12 protein-coding genes are annotated in these 17268 nt (G+C 60.5%); 6 read left to right on the forward strand and 6 right to left on the reverse strand.

Features of this window, described 5'->3' with window-relative positions; genetic code table 11:
- Window positions 1-7: 7 nt before the first annotated feature.
- A complete protein-coding gene (locus JOE56_RS04950; protein WP_204515093.1) occupies window positions 8-2743 on the reverse strand; it encodes a cation-translocating P-type ATPase in 2736 nt (911 codons plus the stop codon).
- Window positions 2744-2879: 136 nt separating this feature from the next.
- Here JOE56_RS04950 and JOE56_RS04955 point away from each other — a divergent pair, with 136 nt between their 5' ends.
- Together JOE56_RS04955 and JOE56_RS04960 are read left to right on the forward strand one after the other, a co-directional pair.
- Window positions 2880-4100, forward strand: coding sequence for an MFS transporter (locus JOE56_RS04955; protein WP_204515094.1), 1221 nt, complete (start codon window positions 2880-2882; stop codon window positions 4098-4100).
- Window positions 4101-4364: 264 nt separating this feature from the next.
- Window positions 4365-5021, forward strand: coding sequence for a copper resistance CopC family protein (locus JOE56_RS04960; protein WP_204515095.1), 657 nt, complete (start codon window positions 4365-4367; stop codon window positions 5019-5021).
- Here JOE56_RS04960 and JOE56_RS04965 read toward each other — a convergent pair.
- Window positions 4978-6042, reverse strand: coding sequence for a glycerate kinase (locus JOE56_RS04965; protein WP_204515096.1), 1065 nt, complete (start codon window positions 6040-6042; stop codon window positions 4978-4980). The genes JOE56_RS04960 and JOE56_RS04965 overlap by 44 nt on opposite strands.
- A 43-nt stretch (window positions 6043-6085) precedes the next feature.
- Between JOE56_RS04965 and JOE56_RS04970 the strand changes: the two genes are divergently transcribed.
- The 3 genes from JOE56_RS04970 to JOE56_RS04980 all read left to right on the forward strand — a co-directional run bounded on the left by JOE56_RS04970 (window position 6086) and on the right by JOE56_RS04980 (window position 9457).
- Window positions 6086-8038, forward strand: a complete 1953-nt coding sequence (locus JOE56_RS04970) for a M13 family metallopeptidase (RefSeq protein ID WP_204515097.1) — start codon at window positions 6086-6088, stop codon at window positions 8036-8038.
- Between the two features lie 7 nt (window positions 8039-8045).
- Window positions 8046-8741 carry a methyltransferase domain-containing protein gene (locus JOE56_RS04975; RefSeq protein WP_204515098.1) on the forward strand — a complete coding sequence of 232 codons (696 nt, stop codon included), beginning with the start codon at window positions 8046-8048 and terminating at the stop codon, window positions 8739-8741.
- Between the two features lie 95 nt (window positions 8742-8836).
- Window positions 8837-9457: a PepSY domain-containing protein gene (locus JOE56_RS04980; protein ID WP_204515099.1), complete on the forward strand. Its 621-nt coding sequence runs from the start codon at window positions 8837-8839 to the stop codon at window positions 9455-9457.
- A 62-nt stretch (window positions 9458-9519) separates the two neighbouring features.
- Here the strand turns inward: JOE56_RS04980 and JOE56_RS04985 are convergent, their stop codons facing one another.
- Window positions 9520-11070, reverse strand: coding sequence for a DUF1684 domain-containing protein (locus JOE56_RS04985; protein WP_204515100.1), 1551 nt, complete (start codon window positions 11068-11070; stop codon window positions 9520-9522).
- A 64-nt stretch (window positions 11071-11134) separates the two neighbouring features.
- The gene (locus JOE56_RS04990; protein ID WP_204515101.1) at window positions 11135-12382 is read right to left on the reverse strand and encodes an MFS transporter; all 1248 of its coding nucleotides are present in this window, start codon (window positions 12380-12382) and stop codon (window positions 11135-11137) included.
- Window positions 12383-12401: 19 nt separating this feature from the next.
- Here JOE56_RS04990 and JOE56_RS04995 point away from each other — a divergent pair, with 19 nt between their 5' ends.
- Window positions 12402-13781, forward strand: coding sequence for a M18 family aminopeptidase (locus JOE56_RS04995; RefSeq protein ID WP_204515102.1), 1380 nt, complete (start codon window positions 12402-12404; stop codon window positions 13779-13781).
- On the opposite strand, the gene JOE56_RS05000 is transcribed toward JOE56_RS04995, so the two are convergent.
- Window positions 13778-15853 (reverse strand): thioredoxin domain-containing protein, encoded by a 2076-nt coding sequence (locus JOE56_RS05000; protein ID WP_204515103.1) that lies wholly within the window; start codon window positions 15851-15853, stop codon window positions 13778-13780. The two genes, JOE56_RS04995 and JOE56_RS05000, sit on opposite strands and share 4 nt — an antisense overlap.
- Before the next feature lie 46 nt (window positions 15854-15899).
- Complete coding sequence (locus JOE56_RS05005) at window positions 15900-17252, reverse strand: MFS transporter (protein ID WP_204515104.1); 1353 nt, start codon at window positions 17250-17252, stop codon at window positions 15900-15902.
- Window positions 17253-17268: the final 16 nt, after the last annotated feature.

The raw sequence follows: 17268 nt of genomic DNA on the forward strand, positions 1-17268 counted from the left end.
TGACGGTTTAACCCCGCTGGGCCATCGTCACGACTGCCCGTCGGAGTTCTTCGAGGACCATGAAGACAACCGCACAGCCGATGACCAGCAACCAGTGTTCCCCGTCCAGGGGCACGGTCGAAAACGCGGCGTTCAGAATAGGCACGTAGACGACAAGGACTTGCAGTAGCAACCCGATTGCCAACGCGAGCCACAACCAACGGTTACTCAGCACACCGATAAACATTGACCTGTGCGCGTGCCGAACCGACAGTGCGTTGACCAATTGCAGGATGACGAGCACCGTGAAAGCGACCGTCCGGCCCGTGGCTACGTCGTCGTCACCAGCGATGAGCCCGCCGAGTAGGCAGGCATCCAGAGCGAGCAGCGACAGCACCGCCATGACGAACCCGGTGCTGAGGATCCGCGCCCATTCGGGACCGTCGAGCGCGCGTTGGTCGGGTCTCCGCGGGGGCCTGGTCATCACGTGGTCATCAACGGGGTCCACCCCCAGGGCGAGCGCCGGGGATGAGTCGGTGACAAGGTTCACCCACAGAATCTGGGTGGCAAGCAGCGGAAGGATCACCGAACCGTCGGCTTCAATGAGACCCAGCATGCCCGCGAGCACAACCCCACCGAACACAGTGAGAACCTCACCCATGTTCGATGACAGCAGATAGCGCAACACTTTCTTGAGGTTGGAGTAGATGCCACGCCCCAACTTGACTGCGCTGATGATCGAGGAGAAGTTGTCATCGGCAAGAATCATCGTCGCTGCATCGTGCGAAACCTGTGTGCCAGTGATTCCCATGGCCACACCGATGTCTGCACGTTTGAGCGCTGGCGCGTCGTTAACGCCATCACCGGTCATTGACACGACGTGACCGTGGGCCTGCAAGCTTGTGACAATCCGTAACTTGTGGCTGGGGTCGACGCGCGCAAAGACAGCGGTAGTCTCGACGGCCTCGGCGAACTGCTCGTCATCGAGTTCGTTCAGCTGGGCACCGGTGAGGATCTTCGGATTGTTGATGCCCAGGTCTGTGGCGATCCGTTTGGCCGTGAGCGGGTGGTCGCCGGTGATCATGATGATGCGGATCCCGGCCTGCTGAGCTTGGGCAATCGCGACCTTGGCTTCTGGCCTGGGAGGGTCGATCATCGCCACAAGACCCACTAAGGTCAGCCCCTGTTCCATCTCCTCGTCCAGGCTCTGTTCGGGGTTTTCTTCCCCGCCCGAGGTGGCAGGCACCTTCCGCACGGCCACTGCCAGTGTCCGGTAAGCCTCCCCGGCCAGCGAGGTGACCTCTTCGTCGAGCCGGGCACGCACCTCGGGAGTTACCTCCATGTCCCCGTGTGCGGTGCGCACGTGGGCGCAACGGGCGAGCACCACATCGGGGGCGCCTTTCATGACGAGTTGCATAACGTCTGGGTCGCCACTGCCTTGTGCTATGAGGACGGACATACGTTTGCGCTCGGAGGAAAACGGCAATTCGTCAAGGCGGTGTACACGGGGCACAGTGTGTCCGGCTTCGGAGCACGCGGTGAGGAACGCGACTTCGGTCGGGTCGCCTATTGGGCCTTCGTCCGTGAGGCGGGCGTTCGACGCGATAGCGCCCAGGGCGAGAGTCTCAGTGGCATGGGCATCAGTGCTGTGGTGGCGGCCGTCCGCGGTAATAACGCGGTCGATAGTCATCTGGTTCAGGGTGAGTGTTCCGGTCTTGTCAGTGCACACCACCCCGGCGGAGCCAAGCGATTCCACCGCATCGAGCTTCTTAACGATCGCCTGGTGATCAGCCATCTGGCGCACACCCATTGCGAGGATCGCCGAGACGATCGCCGTGAGACCCTCCGGCACTGCGGCGACAGCTAAGGAGACACCCAACAGGAGGATGCTCACCAGTGAAGCCACCGAGTGATCTGCAGTGACGAGGTAAACCGTGGCCATGACGGCCAGGGCGACCGCAGTGACGACGATGGTGAGCGTTTTACCCACTGCCGCCATTTCCTTTTGCAGGGGTGTTTCGGTTGTTTCGGCCGTCGAAATCATGCCCGCGATCCGACCAATTTCGCTGGTGGCCCCGGTGCCGGTGACAACAGCACGGGCGCTGCCCTGAGTGATAGCCGTGCCTGAGTAGACCATTGGCAACCTGTCAGCCAACGGCGTGTCAGCAGCGACCGCGTCGACGGTCTTGTGGACGGGCACGGATTCGCCGGTCAGAGCGCTTTCGGCGACCATGAGGCCATTGCAGGAAAGTAGCCGAGCGTCGGCCGGTACTGCATCGCCTTCGTCGAGTTGCACGATATCGCCGGGAACGAGGTCGGTGGCGTTGATGACGTGGGTGTTGCCGTCACGGGTGACGGTTGCGCTCAGACTTGTCATTTCTTTGAGCGAGGCGACCGCATCAGCGGCTTTCAGCTCTTGGATCAGCCCAATAAGCGTGTTCAGGACGATAACTGCAGCGATGACGATCGCGTCGATCGGAGCGCCCTGCCGGCCTTCGGCAACCCACGCGACGACCGAGACGATGATCGCGACGAACAGCAGGTACGTCAGTGGTTCGTTCAGTAACAGCAGCACCCGCTTCCAGAGCGGAACGGTTTCTGCTTGAGCGAGTTCGTTATGGCCGTATGTTTTCAGCCGGGCGGCAACCTCGGCGTCGGTGAGCCCACGGTCCGCCGAGGTGTCGAGCGCGTTAACGACTTCACCGGGCTGTTGTGCGTGCGGGTTGGGGATTGCGAGCGTATCGGTAAGCGGCGAAGAGCTCATGCTTCGAGTCTAGACCCGGTCAAGTTTGGTCGACAGCGAAGGCCACTGAGCAGGATTTACGCTTCATGACTTTTGGTGTCATAGACCACCCTCTTCGGGTGTTAATAAACCGTCAACTGAGGCCTAGAATTATCTGGTGCTATCGACTTACCGTGACATTCTGAGCCTGCCTGGGGCCTGGCGTTTTTCGTTCGCCGGGCTCATTGCGCGGTTCCCTATGGCCATTTTGGGCTTGGGAATCGTGCTTTTTGTGCAGGGTGTCACGGGGTCGTACGCGCTGGCTGGAGTCTTATCCGCCGTGTACATGGTGGCGGTCGCGATCGCGACCCCATTCCTGGCCAAACTTGTCGACAAACACGGACAGTCAAGAGTCATGGTGCCAGTGACCTACGTTCACCTTGTGGCCACGGTCGCTCTGATCGTTACTGTGTACGCGGACCTGTGGTGGCTTGTCTACCCGGTCACGGTGGTGACCGGGGCCACTGTGGGTAGCGTGGGGTCGCTGGTACGTGCCAGGTGGTCGCACGTCGCTCCCACACCTCGGCAGTTTTCAACGGCACTGTCATGGGAGTCTGTCGCTGACGAGTTCCTGTTCATTGTGGGCCCGGTATTGGTGACCGTGTTGGCCACTGCGGTGCAGCCGGCGTTGGGGATTATTGGGTCGTCGGTGGCGTTGGCCGTTGGCGCGGCGTTGTACTACAGCCAAAAGGCCACAGAGCCACCAATCATTGAGCGCGATCCCACAGCGCCTAAAGGCAAAGTCATGTCAAACCCCGCGATTTTTGTGGTGGTGATGTCGCAACTGTTCGTGGGGATCAACTTTGGTGCGCTGGACGTTGGAGCGGTCGCGTTTGCTGAAGAGCAGGGCTTGAAATCCTTTGCCGGTGTTGCGCTTGGCGTGCATGCGATTGGTTCGTTGTCGGCTGGGGTCGTGTACGGGGCGATCACGTGGAAGAGCAAGGCGCGGATTCGGTTTGCGATTGCACTGAGCGCGTTGGCGCTAGGCGGTTGGGCGCTCCAGCTTGCGACTTCGCAGTTGCTCTTGTGCATCATCATTTTCTTTGTAGGGCTGACCGTTGCGCCGTCGATCATTGCGGCGTCGACCATCATTGAGCAGTTCGCTCCCCTGTCCCGGCTCACTGAAGCGTTCGCGTGGATCGGGACACTCATGAGCGTGGGGGTCGCAGCCGGGTCAGTGCTAGCTGGAATTGCTGCTGATTCTTACGGCGCAAAGACTGCGCTACTGATCCCAGCGTTGGGCTCATCGGTGGCTTCGCTGGTCGTGATCGTGTGTAACCGGATGCTTGATCCGGGGTATAGGCGTCACCAGCGAGAAGTAGTTGAAACTGGTGAGTAACTTCACGTGACGTTTTATGACTTTTGGGTTTATATTGGAACCACCGCGGCGGTCAGGCTGAAAAGATGCATGGCTGTCGTGGTTTTTAGTTTCTGCCATGGTTTCTGCCCCTAACCGTTGCGCGAAACGGCGCCAAACGAGCGAAACTGCGCAATATAATCCGCCGTTTCGCTCACTTTGCGCCACTCCGCTAGGGCCGTGAGGAGTTTCTCAACTCCATCCCTCATACTGGACATACACTGCCTATTTGATTGGAGACTCGCCATGACTCACAGGTCAGCACTTTCCCTACTGCTCAGTGCAGTTCTGACCTTGGTGATCGGTTCGTTCGGTCTGATGTCCGCATCGCCTGCTCTTGCTCACGACCAGCTGATCGGGTCCAACCCTAAGAACGGAGCCCAGCTGGACAAGCAACCCGAATGGCTCGAACTGGAGTTTTCCGGCAACATTCAAGAAGTCGGCACCGAGATCCAGGTCAATCACAACGGCAAAGACGTATCCGCCGGTGAAATCGCGGTTGAAGGTCGCAAGGTAACCTCAGCACTTCCCGACGACCTCGAACCTGGCGACTACGAAGTCGTATGGCGCGTGGTCAGCGAGGACGGCCACCCCGTCAGCGGAACCGTCAAATTCACTATTAAGGACAGCAACGCGGCCGGTGGAACCACCTCGGAAAACGAGGGCGACAACACCGCAACTGAAGCCCCAGCCCAAGGCACTGGCGACAACAACGCAAACGACGAAAACAAAGACAACGCAAGCGAAGCGAACGCAGACAGCAACGACGCCTCCGCTACTGCTGGCGAAAACAGCAACGGCATGTCACCGATTGCCTACGTGGTAATCGCCCTGGGTGCGATCGCCGTTGTCGCACTGGTCATTGTGATGTTCCGTCGCAAAAGCCGCGGTCTCGAACAGTAGTCGCTAACGCGTAACCCACTTCTTTGAGCACTCGCCCCGGTTCGGCAATACACTGCTGGACCGGGGCGAAGTCTGTCAGTGCGAAAACTTCGGCCACCTCGGCGCCGGCAAACCCGGCCACAGCACCCACGTCCCCGGCACGCAACTTCGCTTGTCCGCACACCACAATCACCGGCACGCTAGCAGACCCAGCGCGCGCAATCACCGTGCCCGGCCCCTTGCCGCCCAGCGTCTGCTCATCGAATTGACCCTCGCCGGTGACCACAACGCTGGCGCGCGCCACCTGCTCGTCAAACCCCACCGCCGAGAGTACAAACTCGGCCCCGGACACTCGGTCAGCCCCCAGGCCCGCCATGAGCGCGAACCCCAGCCCACCCGCGGCTCCCGCGCCCGGCACATCCCGCACGCGCCCGGTCGGGTCCAGCTGGTCTGCCCACCGCGCCAACCGTTCCTCCAACTTGGCCACGGTTGCGGGGTCGGCGCCCTTCTGAGGCCCAAACACCTCGGCGGCCCCGCGGGGCCCAGTCAAAGGGTTGTCCACGTCGCACGCTACGGTGAAGGCCACGCCCGAGGTGTCCACCCCTGACTCTTTCACCGCCCTGAGCGCGCCCCGGCCGCCATCACTTGTGGCCGACCCACCCACGCCAACCACGATCCGCGAACACCCATTTTCAATCGCGTGCGCGATCAACTCACCGGTGCCGTACGTGTGCGCGTCCCACGCAGTTTGTGGCGACGGGTCCACCAGGTGCAGGCCGGACGCCTGGGCCATTTCAATGACGGCTGTTTCATTCAGCGACGCCCACCGCGCGGTCACTGGCTGCCCCAACGGCCCAGTCACTTCCACCTGGTGCGCCTCATATCCGCAGGTCACCAACGCATCCACGGTGCCCTCACCACCGTCGGCAAGAGGCAGTACCGTCACTGGGAAACCGGCATCTTCGCACGGTCCACGCAGGCTCTGCGCCACCTCGAGCGAGCCGATCGTCCCCTTAAACGCATCACTAGCAATGAGGATCATGTGTTCATTATGGTGCACGTCCGCAAGGCGCTAACGTAGAACCATGACTGTTCTTCCAACTGATGATTTCTTCCGTCACGTCAACGGCCAGTGGCTCGACACATATGAAATTCCGCAGGATCGGGCCGGGGACGGTCAGATGCGTCAGTTGCACGACGCCGCCGAGGTCGCAGTCCGTGACATTATTACCGGGCTTGGCAGCTCGGCCGGGGACGGGGCTGACGCACAGGCCGGTTCGGCTGAACCAGCGGGTTCGGCGGCACAGATGGTGTCCGACCTCTACACCAGCTTCATGGACACCCAGACCATTGAAGATCGTGGCCTAGAACCACTCCAGCCATTGTTTGACCTGGTGAAAGGCGCTAAGAACCACCAGGAACTCGCTCACGTTGCCGGTGAACTGTACCTCCACGGGGTCAGCGGTGTGATCGCTGCATACGTGTCCCCAGACGCCATGAAGTCTGACACGTACGCCATGTACATGATGCAAGCCGGCATCACGTTGCCCGACGAGTCGTACTACTCAGACGAACAGTACAGCGAGATCCGCACCAAGTTTGTGGAACACATCGACCGCCTGGCGCAGCTCACCGACTTGGAAAAACACACCGGGTTCAGCAGTTCTGACCTGGCCACTCACGTGTTGGCACTCGAAACCGACATGGCCTCCCACCACTGGGACCGGGTGGCTGTCCGTGACGCCCAAAAAACCTACAACCCGGTCACGCGTGCTGAACTCATTGAGCTCACGGAAGGCTTCGACATCAACGCCTGGCTCGACGCCTTGGGAGTAGACGACAGCGTAGACCACTTCATTGTGAGCCAGCCTTCAGCAATCACCGGCGACACTGACGTGTGGGCACAATCCGACCTTGAAGGGCTCAAGGCCTGGACGATCTACCAGATCCTCAACAGCCGAACAGCGGCGTTGCCCGAAGCCGTTGTGGATGAGAACTTTGACTTCTTCTCCCGCACCCTGTCTGGAACTCCGCAGATCCGGGAACGCTGGAAACGTGGAGTCAGCCTAGTCGAAGGGTACCTGGGTGAGGTCGTAGGCAAGCTCTACGTTGAAAAATACTTCCCGCCAGAATCCAAAGACGCGATTCGTGAACTCGTCGACGCTCTCATCGAGGCATACCGCCAGTCGATCACCAACCTCGACTGGATGGGTGAAGAAACCAAGCAAAAAGCACTCACCAAACTCAGCCAGTTCACTCCCAAGGTGGGCTACCCCGACGTGTGGCGTGAGTACAACTTCGAGGTGAAGGCAGATGACCTCGCCGCCAACGTTGACCGCGCAACCGTCGCTGAAACCAAACGCCACATCGACCGAATCAACCAGCCGATTGACCCGCACGAATGGCTCATGAACCCGCAGACGGTCAACGCGTACTACCACCCCGTGCTCAACGAAATCGTGTTCCCGGCCGCCATTCTGCAACCCCCGTTCTTCGACGCAGATGGCCTGCCCGCCTCGAACTTCGGGGCGATCGGTGCGGTCATCGGTCACGAAATCGGCCACGGTTTTGACGACCAAGGATCTCGTTACGACGGCACCGGAAACCTGGTGAACTGGTGGACTGACGAAGACCGCGAGCGCTTCACTGAGCGTGTGCAGGGCCTTATCGACCAGTACGACGTTTTGGTCCCTGAAGGCCTGGAGCCATCCGATACCGTCAACGGGTCTCTCACGGTAGGCGAAAACATTGGCGACCTGGGCGGTCTGGGAATCGCGTGGAAGGCGCTCAACATCGCTTCCGACGGCAACGTGTCCCAAGACGACGCTCGCGCGTTTTTCACCGCGTGGGCGGTTGCGTGGAAGTCTAAGTTCCGCGCGGAAGAACGCCGTCGCCGGCTCGCGGTTGACCCGCACTCCCCTGAAGAATTCAGGTGCAACCAGGTGCTGAAGAACATGGACGCGTTCCACGAAACCTTTGGCACCAAACCGGGTGACGGCATGTGGCTGGACCCAGCCGAACGCGTCTCCATCTGGTAGGCCTGCCGTGAACGACCTCGGCGGAAACAACGCGCCCACCCCAGACCGCCTGCGGGAAACCCGCGAACACTGGGATGCGCGCTACCGGGAGTCTGACTCAATGTGGTCGGGCAAGGTCAACCACGCGCTGGAACAGGCACTCACGCGGGTGGGTCTGAACCCTGCCCCGCGCCCCAACCTTCGGGCGCTCGACCTGGGGTGCGGCGAAGGTGGCGACGCGTTGTGGCTAGCCAGCCAAGGCTACGCAGTCACTGGTGTTGACATCGCTCCCACGGCCATCGAGCGTGCCCAGTCACACGCACTCAGGCAGGGTGTCACGGCGACTTTTGCCGCCTCGGACGCCGAAACCTGGCTTGCCAACCAGCACGCCGCCGGTACCACATTTGACCTGATCACTGTGTCATTCCTCCACACCAACGTGGTGGAAGAACGCGAAGAACTCCTCCGCGCCGCCCGCACCCTGTTACACCCTGGTGGCGTGTTCCTCACCGTGTCCCACGCGCACATGCCACCCTGGGCGCGAAAAAACTTCACGGAGGCGGAATGGGAGGCTCGCACCCGCGCGCTACCAACGCTTGAGTCTGAGCCTGCACTACTTTCGGGTGAGGTTTTGCTGGCCGAGGTGTGGAACCGGACCGTCGAAGACCCCAGTGGGCAGCCGACAGTGTTGGAGGACCTGGTTGTGGCCGTGCGGTGCCCCTAAAACGCGGGTCGCCGGAACGTCATTGCTGCCGGTCCGTAACTGGTATCACACGCCGCCAACCGGACTTACCGTACCTTTTTCGTTACGGTTGAAATATGAAGAAATTGAACGTGCGCACAGCGTTTCTGGCGGTTCCCGTCGCTGCTGCACTGGCTCTTGCCGGTTGCGGAGGTGGCGACGACCAGGGCGCAAAACAGACCACAGGTGACGAACAGGCTCCTGCCGACCAAGCAACAGAAGAGTCAAACGAATCCGTTGACGACAACGGTGTGACGTCGCTTGGCGACGATGACGACACAAACGAAAAGGGCGGATCGGTTGACGCTGCCAACGCGGCAATCGACACTGCTGAAGGTGAAGTGAAGGACTCGAAGGCGATCGGAATCGAATTCGAGGACGATGGAGCCTGGAAGGTCGACGTGCTTGCGGGCAGCAAGAAGACTGAAGTGAAAGTCTCTGCCGACGGTTCCTCCGTTGAAGGCAAGGACGATGAGGAAAAGGCCGACTCCAAGGACAAGAACGCCGCGTCGGTTGTCCGTCAGACCCTCAAGGAAGCGATCGCGTCAGCGACCCGTCACACCCCAGGAACCGTTGACGAGGCCGAACTTTCATCCGACGGAAACGTTCACTGGGAAGTCAAGGTTTACCCCAAGGGCAAAAGCGAATCCGTGAAGTTCAAGATCCACCACCGTTCCGGCGACATCATCAAGAAGTAGGCCCGGAGCGGTCAGCAACGGCCGGGCGGTTGACTGCTGGCGGATGCCCAGCGGGTAGCGGGTTAGATCTGCGAATGCACTAAGCGCGCAAACCGCTCAACCAGGTCTTGCCACGTGGCAAGTGTGGACCACTGGAGTCCCGGCGCCTGTCCTTCAGCGTCCTGGCCACCAGGTGCCTGGCTTTCAAGCGTTGCCGAGGTCGAAAGTTCAGTACGTTCTGTGCCTTCGGCTTCGGCTTTTTTGCGTGTCTGTTGCCTACGCAAAAGGGGTTCGATTTCGCGAATAGGAATGTAGGACGTGCCGCCCTCGTCATAGCGAACCACCCGCGAAAACAGACGGTCGCGGGCCACGACATCGTTGACGGTCACGTCGTAGACCGGACCGGCCGAAACCTGTTGCTCGCTATCCACCGAGGCAACCGAAAAGTCCGCGGACTCCAAAGAAGCCTGCCACGGGTGTTCCTCAGCCCTCTCTTGCGAACTGAGCAAGGTGGCAACGTTCCCAATTGCCACAACGGGAACAGACGCACTCGTAGCGTCACTGAGAAGTTCCAGAACCTGCTCGTTGACCTCTGTAACCTCAGGGGTGTCATACCCCACCACTACAAGACCCGCGTATCCAGTCAGAGGTGGTAGAAGCTCTCCGTTAGTGGAGTCGGCAATCGTCACGTCTACACCTAGGTTGCGGAGGTGTTCAAGCGACTTCTCATAGAAGATTTCGCCACCCGTGCGCACCAAGAGCACAGGGGTGTTCACACCCGATTCGCTCAACGTCTGCGCAGGCTTCCGCTCTCCGGCCTCCACGCTCAAAGGCAAGGTGTTCTGAGCAACGGGGGCCGGGCACGCCACATACGGGGTAAACGCCATAGGCCACACAATTGTGCGGTTAAAGTCCAGGATCACCCCACCGGACTGGTCAGGGACCCCCAAGTTCAACCGTCGCCACTCCGGCGTTGTAACTCCGTTGGAATAGTCGTAAAAGTTGATGTAGAGGCCGTTACTCATCGACCCAGAAGCTAACAACGTGTGCGTGTTCCCACCCAGCTCAAACGTCACCGTGCCTGGGAAGGTTTCCGTGCGGTCCAAACCAGGCGTGGCGGTCCCGATACGGTGCGCTTGTGGCTGGTCAAACGCCTCGAACGTTCCTTGCACTGTCCACGAGCGGTCCAACGGGAATGTGGGAACATCGATGAACCGCGACAGCAGAGGTGCTTTGGAGTCACGCTTACGCAACGCCACGTACCCCTCACGATTGAGAAGTTCAACAACCACATCGCCACTCAACAACCAATTGAAACCGGTGTTCAGGGACACCCGCGCACTAAACGTGTCTTGTTTGGAGTGCGTTGCTGAAACCAACGACGAATCGGGAGCGTCAGTGACCTCCAAAGACGCAACCGTTGGGCCCACAGTATGCCCGGGATCTACTTTGAAATGCATCCACGTGCCGTCAAACGTGAACTCACCGGGAAGATCAAACCAGCGACCTGATTGTCCCGGCTGTACCCACTGGATTGCCGTAATGCTCAAAGCACCAAAACGGGTAGCCAAATCAGCCACGCGCGCGTCATGCCACGCGTGCCATTCGGACTTTAGCTGAGCGTTTAAACCCACGGCACCTCACTCGTGTTGAAGCAACTACGTCTACCCTACCTGGAGCACAAGCGAGAACGCACCGTTACCTGGTGAACCGGCGTCGCACAGCCATGTACGCAAACGCGAGCGCCAACAGACCCCCAGTAGCCACGGCAACCGCAACGTACCCCACGAGGTGGCCAGAACCATCAACCAGATTACCCACCACTGCACTCGCAGTAGCCTGCCCCACCGTAACCGCGGTTGCCATCATCGACATCACTGCAGTAGTGCGGCCAGTTGGCGCCACCTCGGCGGCAATGGAATACAACGTCACCAACGCCGGCCCAATTCCAGTGCCCAACACCAACAACGCAACCACCAAACCGGGCATTCCAGGAGCCAGGTTCAGAATCGCAGCACCGGCCACCGCAATCATCCCCGCGACCATCCACCGCGAAACCAAGGTGACACTGTCAGGAAGGGCTACCACCGAGAACGCAAAGAGCGCCGAGGTCACGCCCATGACTCCATAGAGAAGACCGGTGGCATCGGCCCGGCCCAGCGTTTCCATGAAGCTGGTGAGGCTGGTGAGCATGGAACCGAAGAACAGCCCAATCGACAACATTCCCGCCACTGGCACCATCACGCGGGGCGCCAGGAGCGCTGCCATGGGGGCTGTCGTCTGCTGAGTGGGGGTGCCGTCGCCGAGGTCGTCCACCCTGGCCGAGGCTCGTCCCGTTGAGTACACCGAAGATGGATGGAAGGCGATGCCCAGCACGCCCAACGCGGTCAGGATCGCAGCAGCGTCAAGCGGTACCACGACACCTGTCAGGGTGGCGATCACACCCACAACTACTGGCCCCAGAACGAAAACGAGTTCGTCGGTCATGGATTCATACGACAGCACCGCGTTGGTCACGCGGGTAGGGACGTCGTCGTTGAAGTTGTGACGCAGGGCTTGGAGCCAGCGGGAGCGCACCATCGACGTGGCTTGGGGTTGCGTACAACCAATACACAGAGCGGCTACGCAGATGAGCAGGACGTTGGGTTGTGTGTCGCTCATGCGTAGCGCCCAGCCTAGACCCAACAGGCTGGCCGCATTGGTTACAGCGGTGAAAACCAAGACTGGGCGTTGGCCGTGCTTGTCGGCCAGAATGCCATAAATGGGCCCAGACACGGCGGTTCCTACACCAACCAAGGCGGCTGCAATGCCTGCAATCCCGTAACTGTGAGTTACCACTGACACGGATGTCATCACTGCCACCACCGACATGGCGAACGGCAGTTTCGCTAAAAGAGCGAGGGGTAAAAAGGTCCACCCCATGATGCGAACAAGCTGAGCAATCACGGTTCACTAGGCTATACGTATGACTCACTCAACTGAAACACTCGCACACGATTACGCACGCGACCTCATGAGCGTGGTGAAAGCGTCACCGTCGTCGTATCACGCCGCCGCTCATGTCCGGAATCGCTTGGCTGGCCAGGGATTTGAGGTACTTGACGAAGCACAGGCGTGGGATTTGGTTCCGGGAGGGCGCTATGTGATTGTCCGCGATGGCGCTGTCATGGCGTTTGTTCTTCCAAAAACTGTTGGTGGAAATGTTGCGAAAAACACAGGCGGTTTAGGGGCTGAGGGTGGCTCTGGTGCGTCTGATGGCGGGGCTGGCAGTGGTTCTGGTGACGCGCCAGTTTTTCGTGTGATTGGTGCGCACACGGACTCGCCGGCATTCAAGCTGGCTCCAAAGTCTGATTTCACCAATGCCGGTGCCGCACAGGTTGGCGTGGAGATCTACGGCGGGCCGCTGCTGAATTCGTGGTTAGACCGTGAACTGGTGTTCGCGGGTCGTCTTGCTTTGCGTGATGGCACTACTGTTTTGGCGTCGACGGGGCCGGTGGGACGTATTCCGCAGCTAGCGATCCACTTGGATCGCGGAGTGAACGACGGTCTCAAGCTGGATAAGCAGCGCCACACTCAACCTGTGGTGGGCCTAGAACCGGTTGAGCTGGAGAAGCTGTTGGCACAGTCCGCTGGCGTCGATCAGGAAGACGTCTTGGGCCACGATATCTACACATGCGCGGCCCAGGAGCCTGCTCTGTTTGGTGCGCACAACGAATTCCTTGCGTCCCCACGTCTGGACAACCTGGTCAGTGTTCACGCGGGAATGTGTGCGATCGAAAAGCTCACCGACCCCACCGACATTGTGGTGCTTGCGGCCTTCGACCATGAGGAAGTGGGGTCCGGGACACGGTCCGGCGCGTGTGGCCCCATGCTTGCTCAGGTCACCGAACGCATTGTGTATGGCATGGCTTCTGCCTGGGGATACCAGGGGGAGGAGCACGACACGTACATGCGCAGTCTTGCCGGGTCTGTGTGCGTCAGCTCTGACACTGGCCACGCTGTTCACCCCAACTACCCAGAGCACCACGACCCACGCATCACCCCGCTTCTGGGGCGCGGACCACTCTTGAAACTCAATGCGCAACAGCGCTACGCCTCGGACGCGGTGGGTGCTGCGGTGTGGGCCAAGGCGTGCGAGGACGCCGGTGTTGCCTACCAGGACTTCGTGTCAAACAACAACATGCCGTGCGGATCCACAATTGGGCCACTCACTGCCACTCGTTTGGGTATGACCACGGTGGATGTGGGAGCAGCCCTGTGGAGTATGCATTCGGCTCGCGAAATGATCGCCGTCAGCGATGTTGCCGACATGGTTGCAGTTCTTTCTGCTTTTGTGCGCGGCTAGTTCCCATTTTGGGCGCTGAGGTCGTCCAACTGTTGACGCAACGTGTGGGCCTCCGTGGCCGGTTGGAGGCAACGGGTGCCCACACACACCACGGCACCGTCTGCCCCAGCGTCATCACTGGTATCTACAACAGGCTGAGAAGGATGCGCATACGCAACGCGAGCCAACCTAGGATCTGACGTGCTCACCCGTGGCACGTTCATACGCATCGCCACATACGCCTGCCACCCGGCGGCCCTGGGTGTGCTTTGCATGAATGGACGGCCTGCCGTTAGCAGCTCTCGCGCCACACGATCGGCCTCTGCCCCAGACTCCGGTGACAGGACAGACACAAGGAGGGCCACCTCGGCGAACGCAGTGCGACCACACGGAACCACCGAATCAGCCGGGTTCGCGCCCGAGGTGGGCACCAGCGCGTCCGGTGCGTGATCGTGAACGTGACCGTCACGCACGAACAACCCGCGTGCGGTGTCGAACAACTCCTCGATCAGAGGCAGCAAACGGGCACGGGTCAGCTCATGCGCCCCAAGCCCCACCACCTGATGTAGCTCCAGCAGGGCGCGGATCAGTGCCGCATAGTCAGCGAGTCCGGCAACACTGGGCCCCGGTTTCCCGTCGGTGGTGGACCGTAGCAACCGCTCGCCGGCCCGGTTGTTGTCCAGCACGCTCTGCACCGTGGCAGCACCGGCGTCCACCAGTTCAGACTCACCCAGCACCAGCCCCGCACGCACCAGCGCGACCGCGGCCCTGCAGGCGTCCTCCGTGATCAGCTTATTGTCACGTTTAGGCGGTGTGCGCGTCTCCTGCAACGCCCGCAGATGCTCAATCACGGGCTGCACGGAATTGTCGCCACCACGACTCCTGGCTTCAACATCGACTCCCCGCCCGGGCGCAATCAAGGCACACCGCGACTCCCCCGCCTCAGCACCACTGTGCGGAAACTCCACCAAGGCAAAATAATCACTCGCGTCTGCCATCTGGGCCAGCGCCTGCTCCACCTGCGAGCGCGTAAACGTGTAGAAAGCACCTTCCACACTCTCCGGCCCCAGAGGCGAATCCGCATCCAACGCCGTCGCCAACCCGCCCCCGGGCATGCGCATATCGGCGAGGAGGAAGCGGGCGGTGGCAACGACCTCGGCGCGGGCCACTTCCGCGTGTGCACTGTGCGGGTCACGCGCGTGCTCCCACACCCACCACGACGTCACCGCCGACAAGTACGCGGCATTGTCACTGAGCATCTTTTCAAAATGGGGCACGTGCCACTGCGCGTCTGTACTGTACCGGGCAATCCCGCCCCGCAACTGGTCACGCATGCCACCAGTGGCGATGTGGTGCAGCGTGGTACGCACCATGGTCAGCGCGTTGTCGTCGAAGTCGGCTCGTTGCATGAGCGCCTGCAGGACCATCGACGGTGGGAACTTAGGTGCCCCGCCGAATCCGCCAGATACCGGATCGAAACGATCGGCCAGTTGTTCGCTCCAGGCAGTGAGTTCGTCTGCCGGGATGGTTGGCTGGTCGGCGGTGAGGTTGGCAAGTTCCCCTTCCGGCACCGAGGCGGCCGTGGAGTCCGCGGTCGCCTCCAGCTGGGTGCGTAGCCGGTGGGTGATGGCACTGATCTGTTCTTGCTGGTCATGCCACGTGTTTGTGACCGCTTGGAGGACTTGGATGAAGGTGGGGAGGCCGCGGCCGGTGTGCGACGGGAAGTAGGTGCCGGCGAAGAACGGAACGCCTTGGTGGTCGGTGAACGCGTTGAGCGGCCATCCGCCCTGCCCGCGCAAGGCTTGGAGCGCGTTCATGTAGAACTCGTCCACATGTGGCAGTTCTTCACGGTCGATTTTGATGGCCACAAAGTTGTCGTTGAGCACTTTCGCCACTGCCACATCAGAAAAGGATTCGCGCGCCATCACATGGCACCAGTGGCACGTGGAGTAGCCGATCGACACCAACACCGGCACATTGCGGGCGCGGGCCTGCTCAAAGGCTTCCGGGCCCCACATGTGCCAGTTCACGGGTTGATGGGCGTGGGACTGCAGATAGGGGCTGGTGGACGTGTGTAGGGCGTTCGCATCCATACCCGTAGCCTACTTACCTGGCCCGAGGGTCACACCCGTTTCGCTTCTACGCCCAGTTGGTCACGCGCGCGTTGTCGTTGTTTCCAGCGCCACGTGACAAGACGATCGCGATGACTGCCACGGCTGAACATGCCGCCAGAAACAGGGCTGCCGCCCACACGGCTCCGTCGAGTGCGTTGATGAGCGCCAACACGATCATGGGCGAGAAACCGGCCACAATAGCACCGTTGGCCTCGCGTGCCAGAGCCATTCCAGAAAAGCGGTGTTCGGGCGGGAACAGGTTGGCCATGAACGCGCCCTGGGAACCGGAAGTTCCTGCGATCACCACCCCGAATCCAAGCCCCACCGCTAGGGTTGCGCTGGCCACCGTGCCCATCTGCAAGAGTTTGAGAAACGGATAGGCGTAAATGAGTCCCAAGGCCGAGGCGGTCGCCAGGACCGTGCCCGCCCCGAACTTATCCGAGGCCCACCCGGCAAATGGCGTGGTCACAACGGCGACAAGGGTCCCCACGGTGACGGCCACAAGGGCATCCGAACGGCTCATACCCACGTATGGGCTAGTCAGGTAAAACACACTAAACGACGCAATCAGGTAGACGAGTGCGCTGTGACCGAACATGCCAAAGAACCCAAGCAGAACGCCCTTGAGGTCCGTGCGCAAGAGTTCTTTGATTGGCACTTTGTTTTCGGCCTGCTGCTTTTCAGCAATCTCCTGTGACGCTACGTACTCAGGGGTTTCTTCCAGTTGCGCGCGAATGTAAAGCGCCACGAAGAACAGCAGTGCCGATGCCAAGAACGGCAAACGCCATCCCCACGAAATGAACGTGTCCTCCGGAAGGTGCGACGCCCAAAGGAACGCACCGGTCGCTAGGACGATACCCAGTGGTGGCATGGACAAAATGAAACCGGTAAACCAGCCCCTGCGTTTTGGCGAGGTGTATTCGGCCACCACGGTGATCGCACCCGTGAGTTCGGCTCCGGCACCAAACCCTTGGATGAACCGGAACAGTACCAGCAGGATAGGAGCAAACACACCAATTGCGTGAGCGGTGGGCAACAACCCGATTCCCACGGTTGCCACCGCCATGAGAATGATGGTGAGCAACATGGCGGGCTTCCGGCCATAACGGTCACCGATGTGCCCGATCACCACACCTCCGAGCGGACGCGCCAAGAAGCCAACCGCGAACGTCGCGAAGGTGCTCAACCCTGCTGCCGCACTCAAGTGTCCGGGGAAGAACAGTGGAGCAATCACCAGACCCGCAGCCGCGCCGTAAAGAGCGTAGTCATACCACTCGATCAACGTTCCCGCGATCGACGCGACCAACGCTTTGACCGCTCCCGGTGACATTCCACCTTTACCTTCTGTCACCTCGGCGGGCGCTACAGGCTGTTTCATTCCACCCTCTTCACAC

It is taken from the genome of Brevibacterium paucivorans, assembly GCF_016907735.1.
GTDB lineage: Bacteria > Actinomycetota > Actinomycetes > Actinomycetales > Brevibacteriaceae > Brevibacterium > Brevibacterium paucivorans.

What these genes read in the sequence shown, in the direction of transcription:
- JOE56_RS04950 (WP_204515093.1), bottom strand. Translation starts at nt 2,743, where the DNA reads ATGAGCTCTTCGCCGCTTACCGATACGCTCGCAATCCCCAACCCGCAC.
- JOE56_RS04960 (WP_204515095.1), top strand. Translation starts at nt 4,365, where the DNA reads ATGACTCACAGGTCAGCACTTTCCCTACTGCTCAGTGCAGTTCTGACC.
- JOE56_RS04965 (WP_204515096.1), bottom strand. Translation starts at nt 6,042, where the DNA reads ATGATCCTCATTGCTAGTGATGCGTTTAAGGGGACGATCGGCTCGCTC.
- JOE56_RS04970 (WP_204515097.1), top strand. Translation starts at nt 6,086, where the DNA reads ATGACTGTTCTTCCAACTGATGATTTCTTCCGTCACGTCAACGGCCAG.
- JOE56_RS04980 (WP_204515099.1), top strand. Translation starts at nt 8,837, where the DNA reads ATGAAGAAATTGAACGTGCGCACAGCGTTTCTGGCGGTTCCCGTCGCT.
- JOE56_RS04995 (WP_204515102.1), top strand. Translation starts at nt 12,402, where the DNA reads ATGACTCACTCAACTGAAACACTCGCACACGATTACGCACGCGACCTC.
- JOE56_RS05000 (WP_204515103.1), bottom strand. Translation starts at nt 15,853, where the DNA reads ATGGATGCGAACGCCCTACACACGTCCACCAGCCCCTATCTGCAGTCC.
- JOE56_RS05005 (WP_204515104.1), bottom strand. Translation starts at nt 17,252, where the DNA reads ATGAAACAGCCTGTAGCGCCCGCCGAGGTGACAGAAGGTAAAGGTGGA.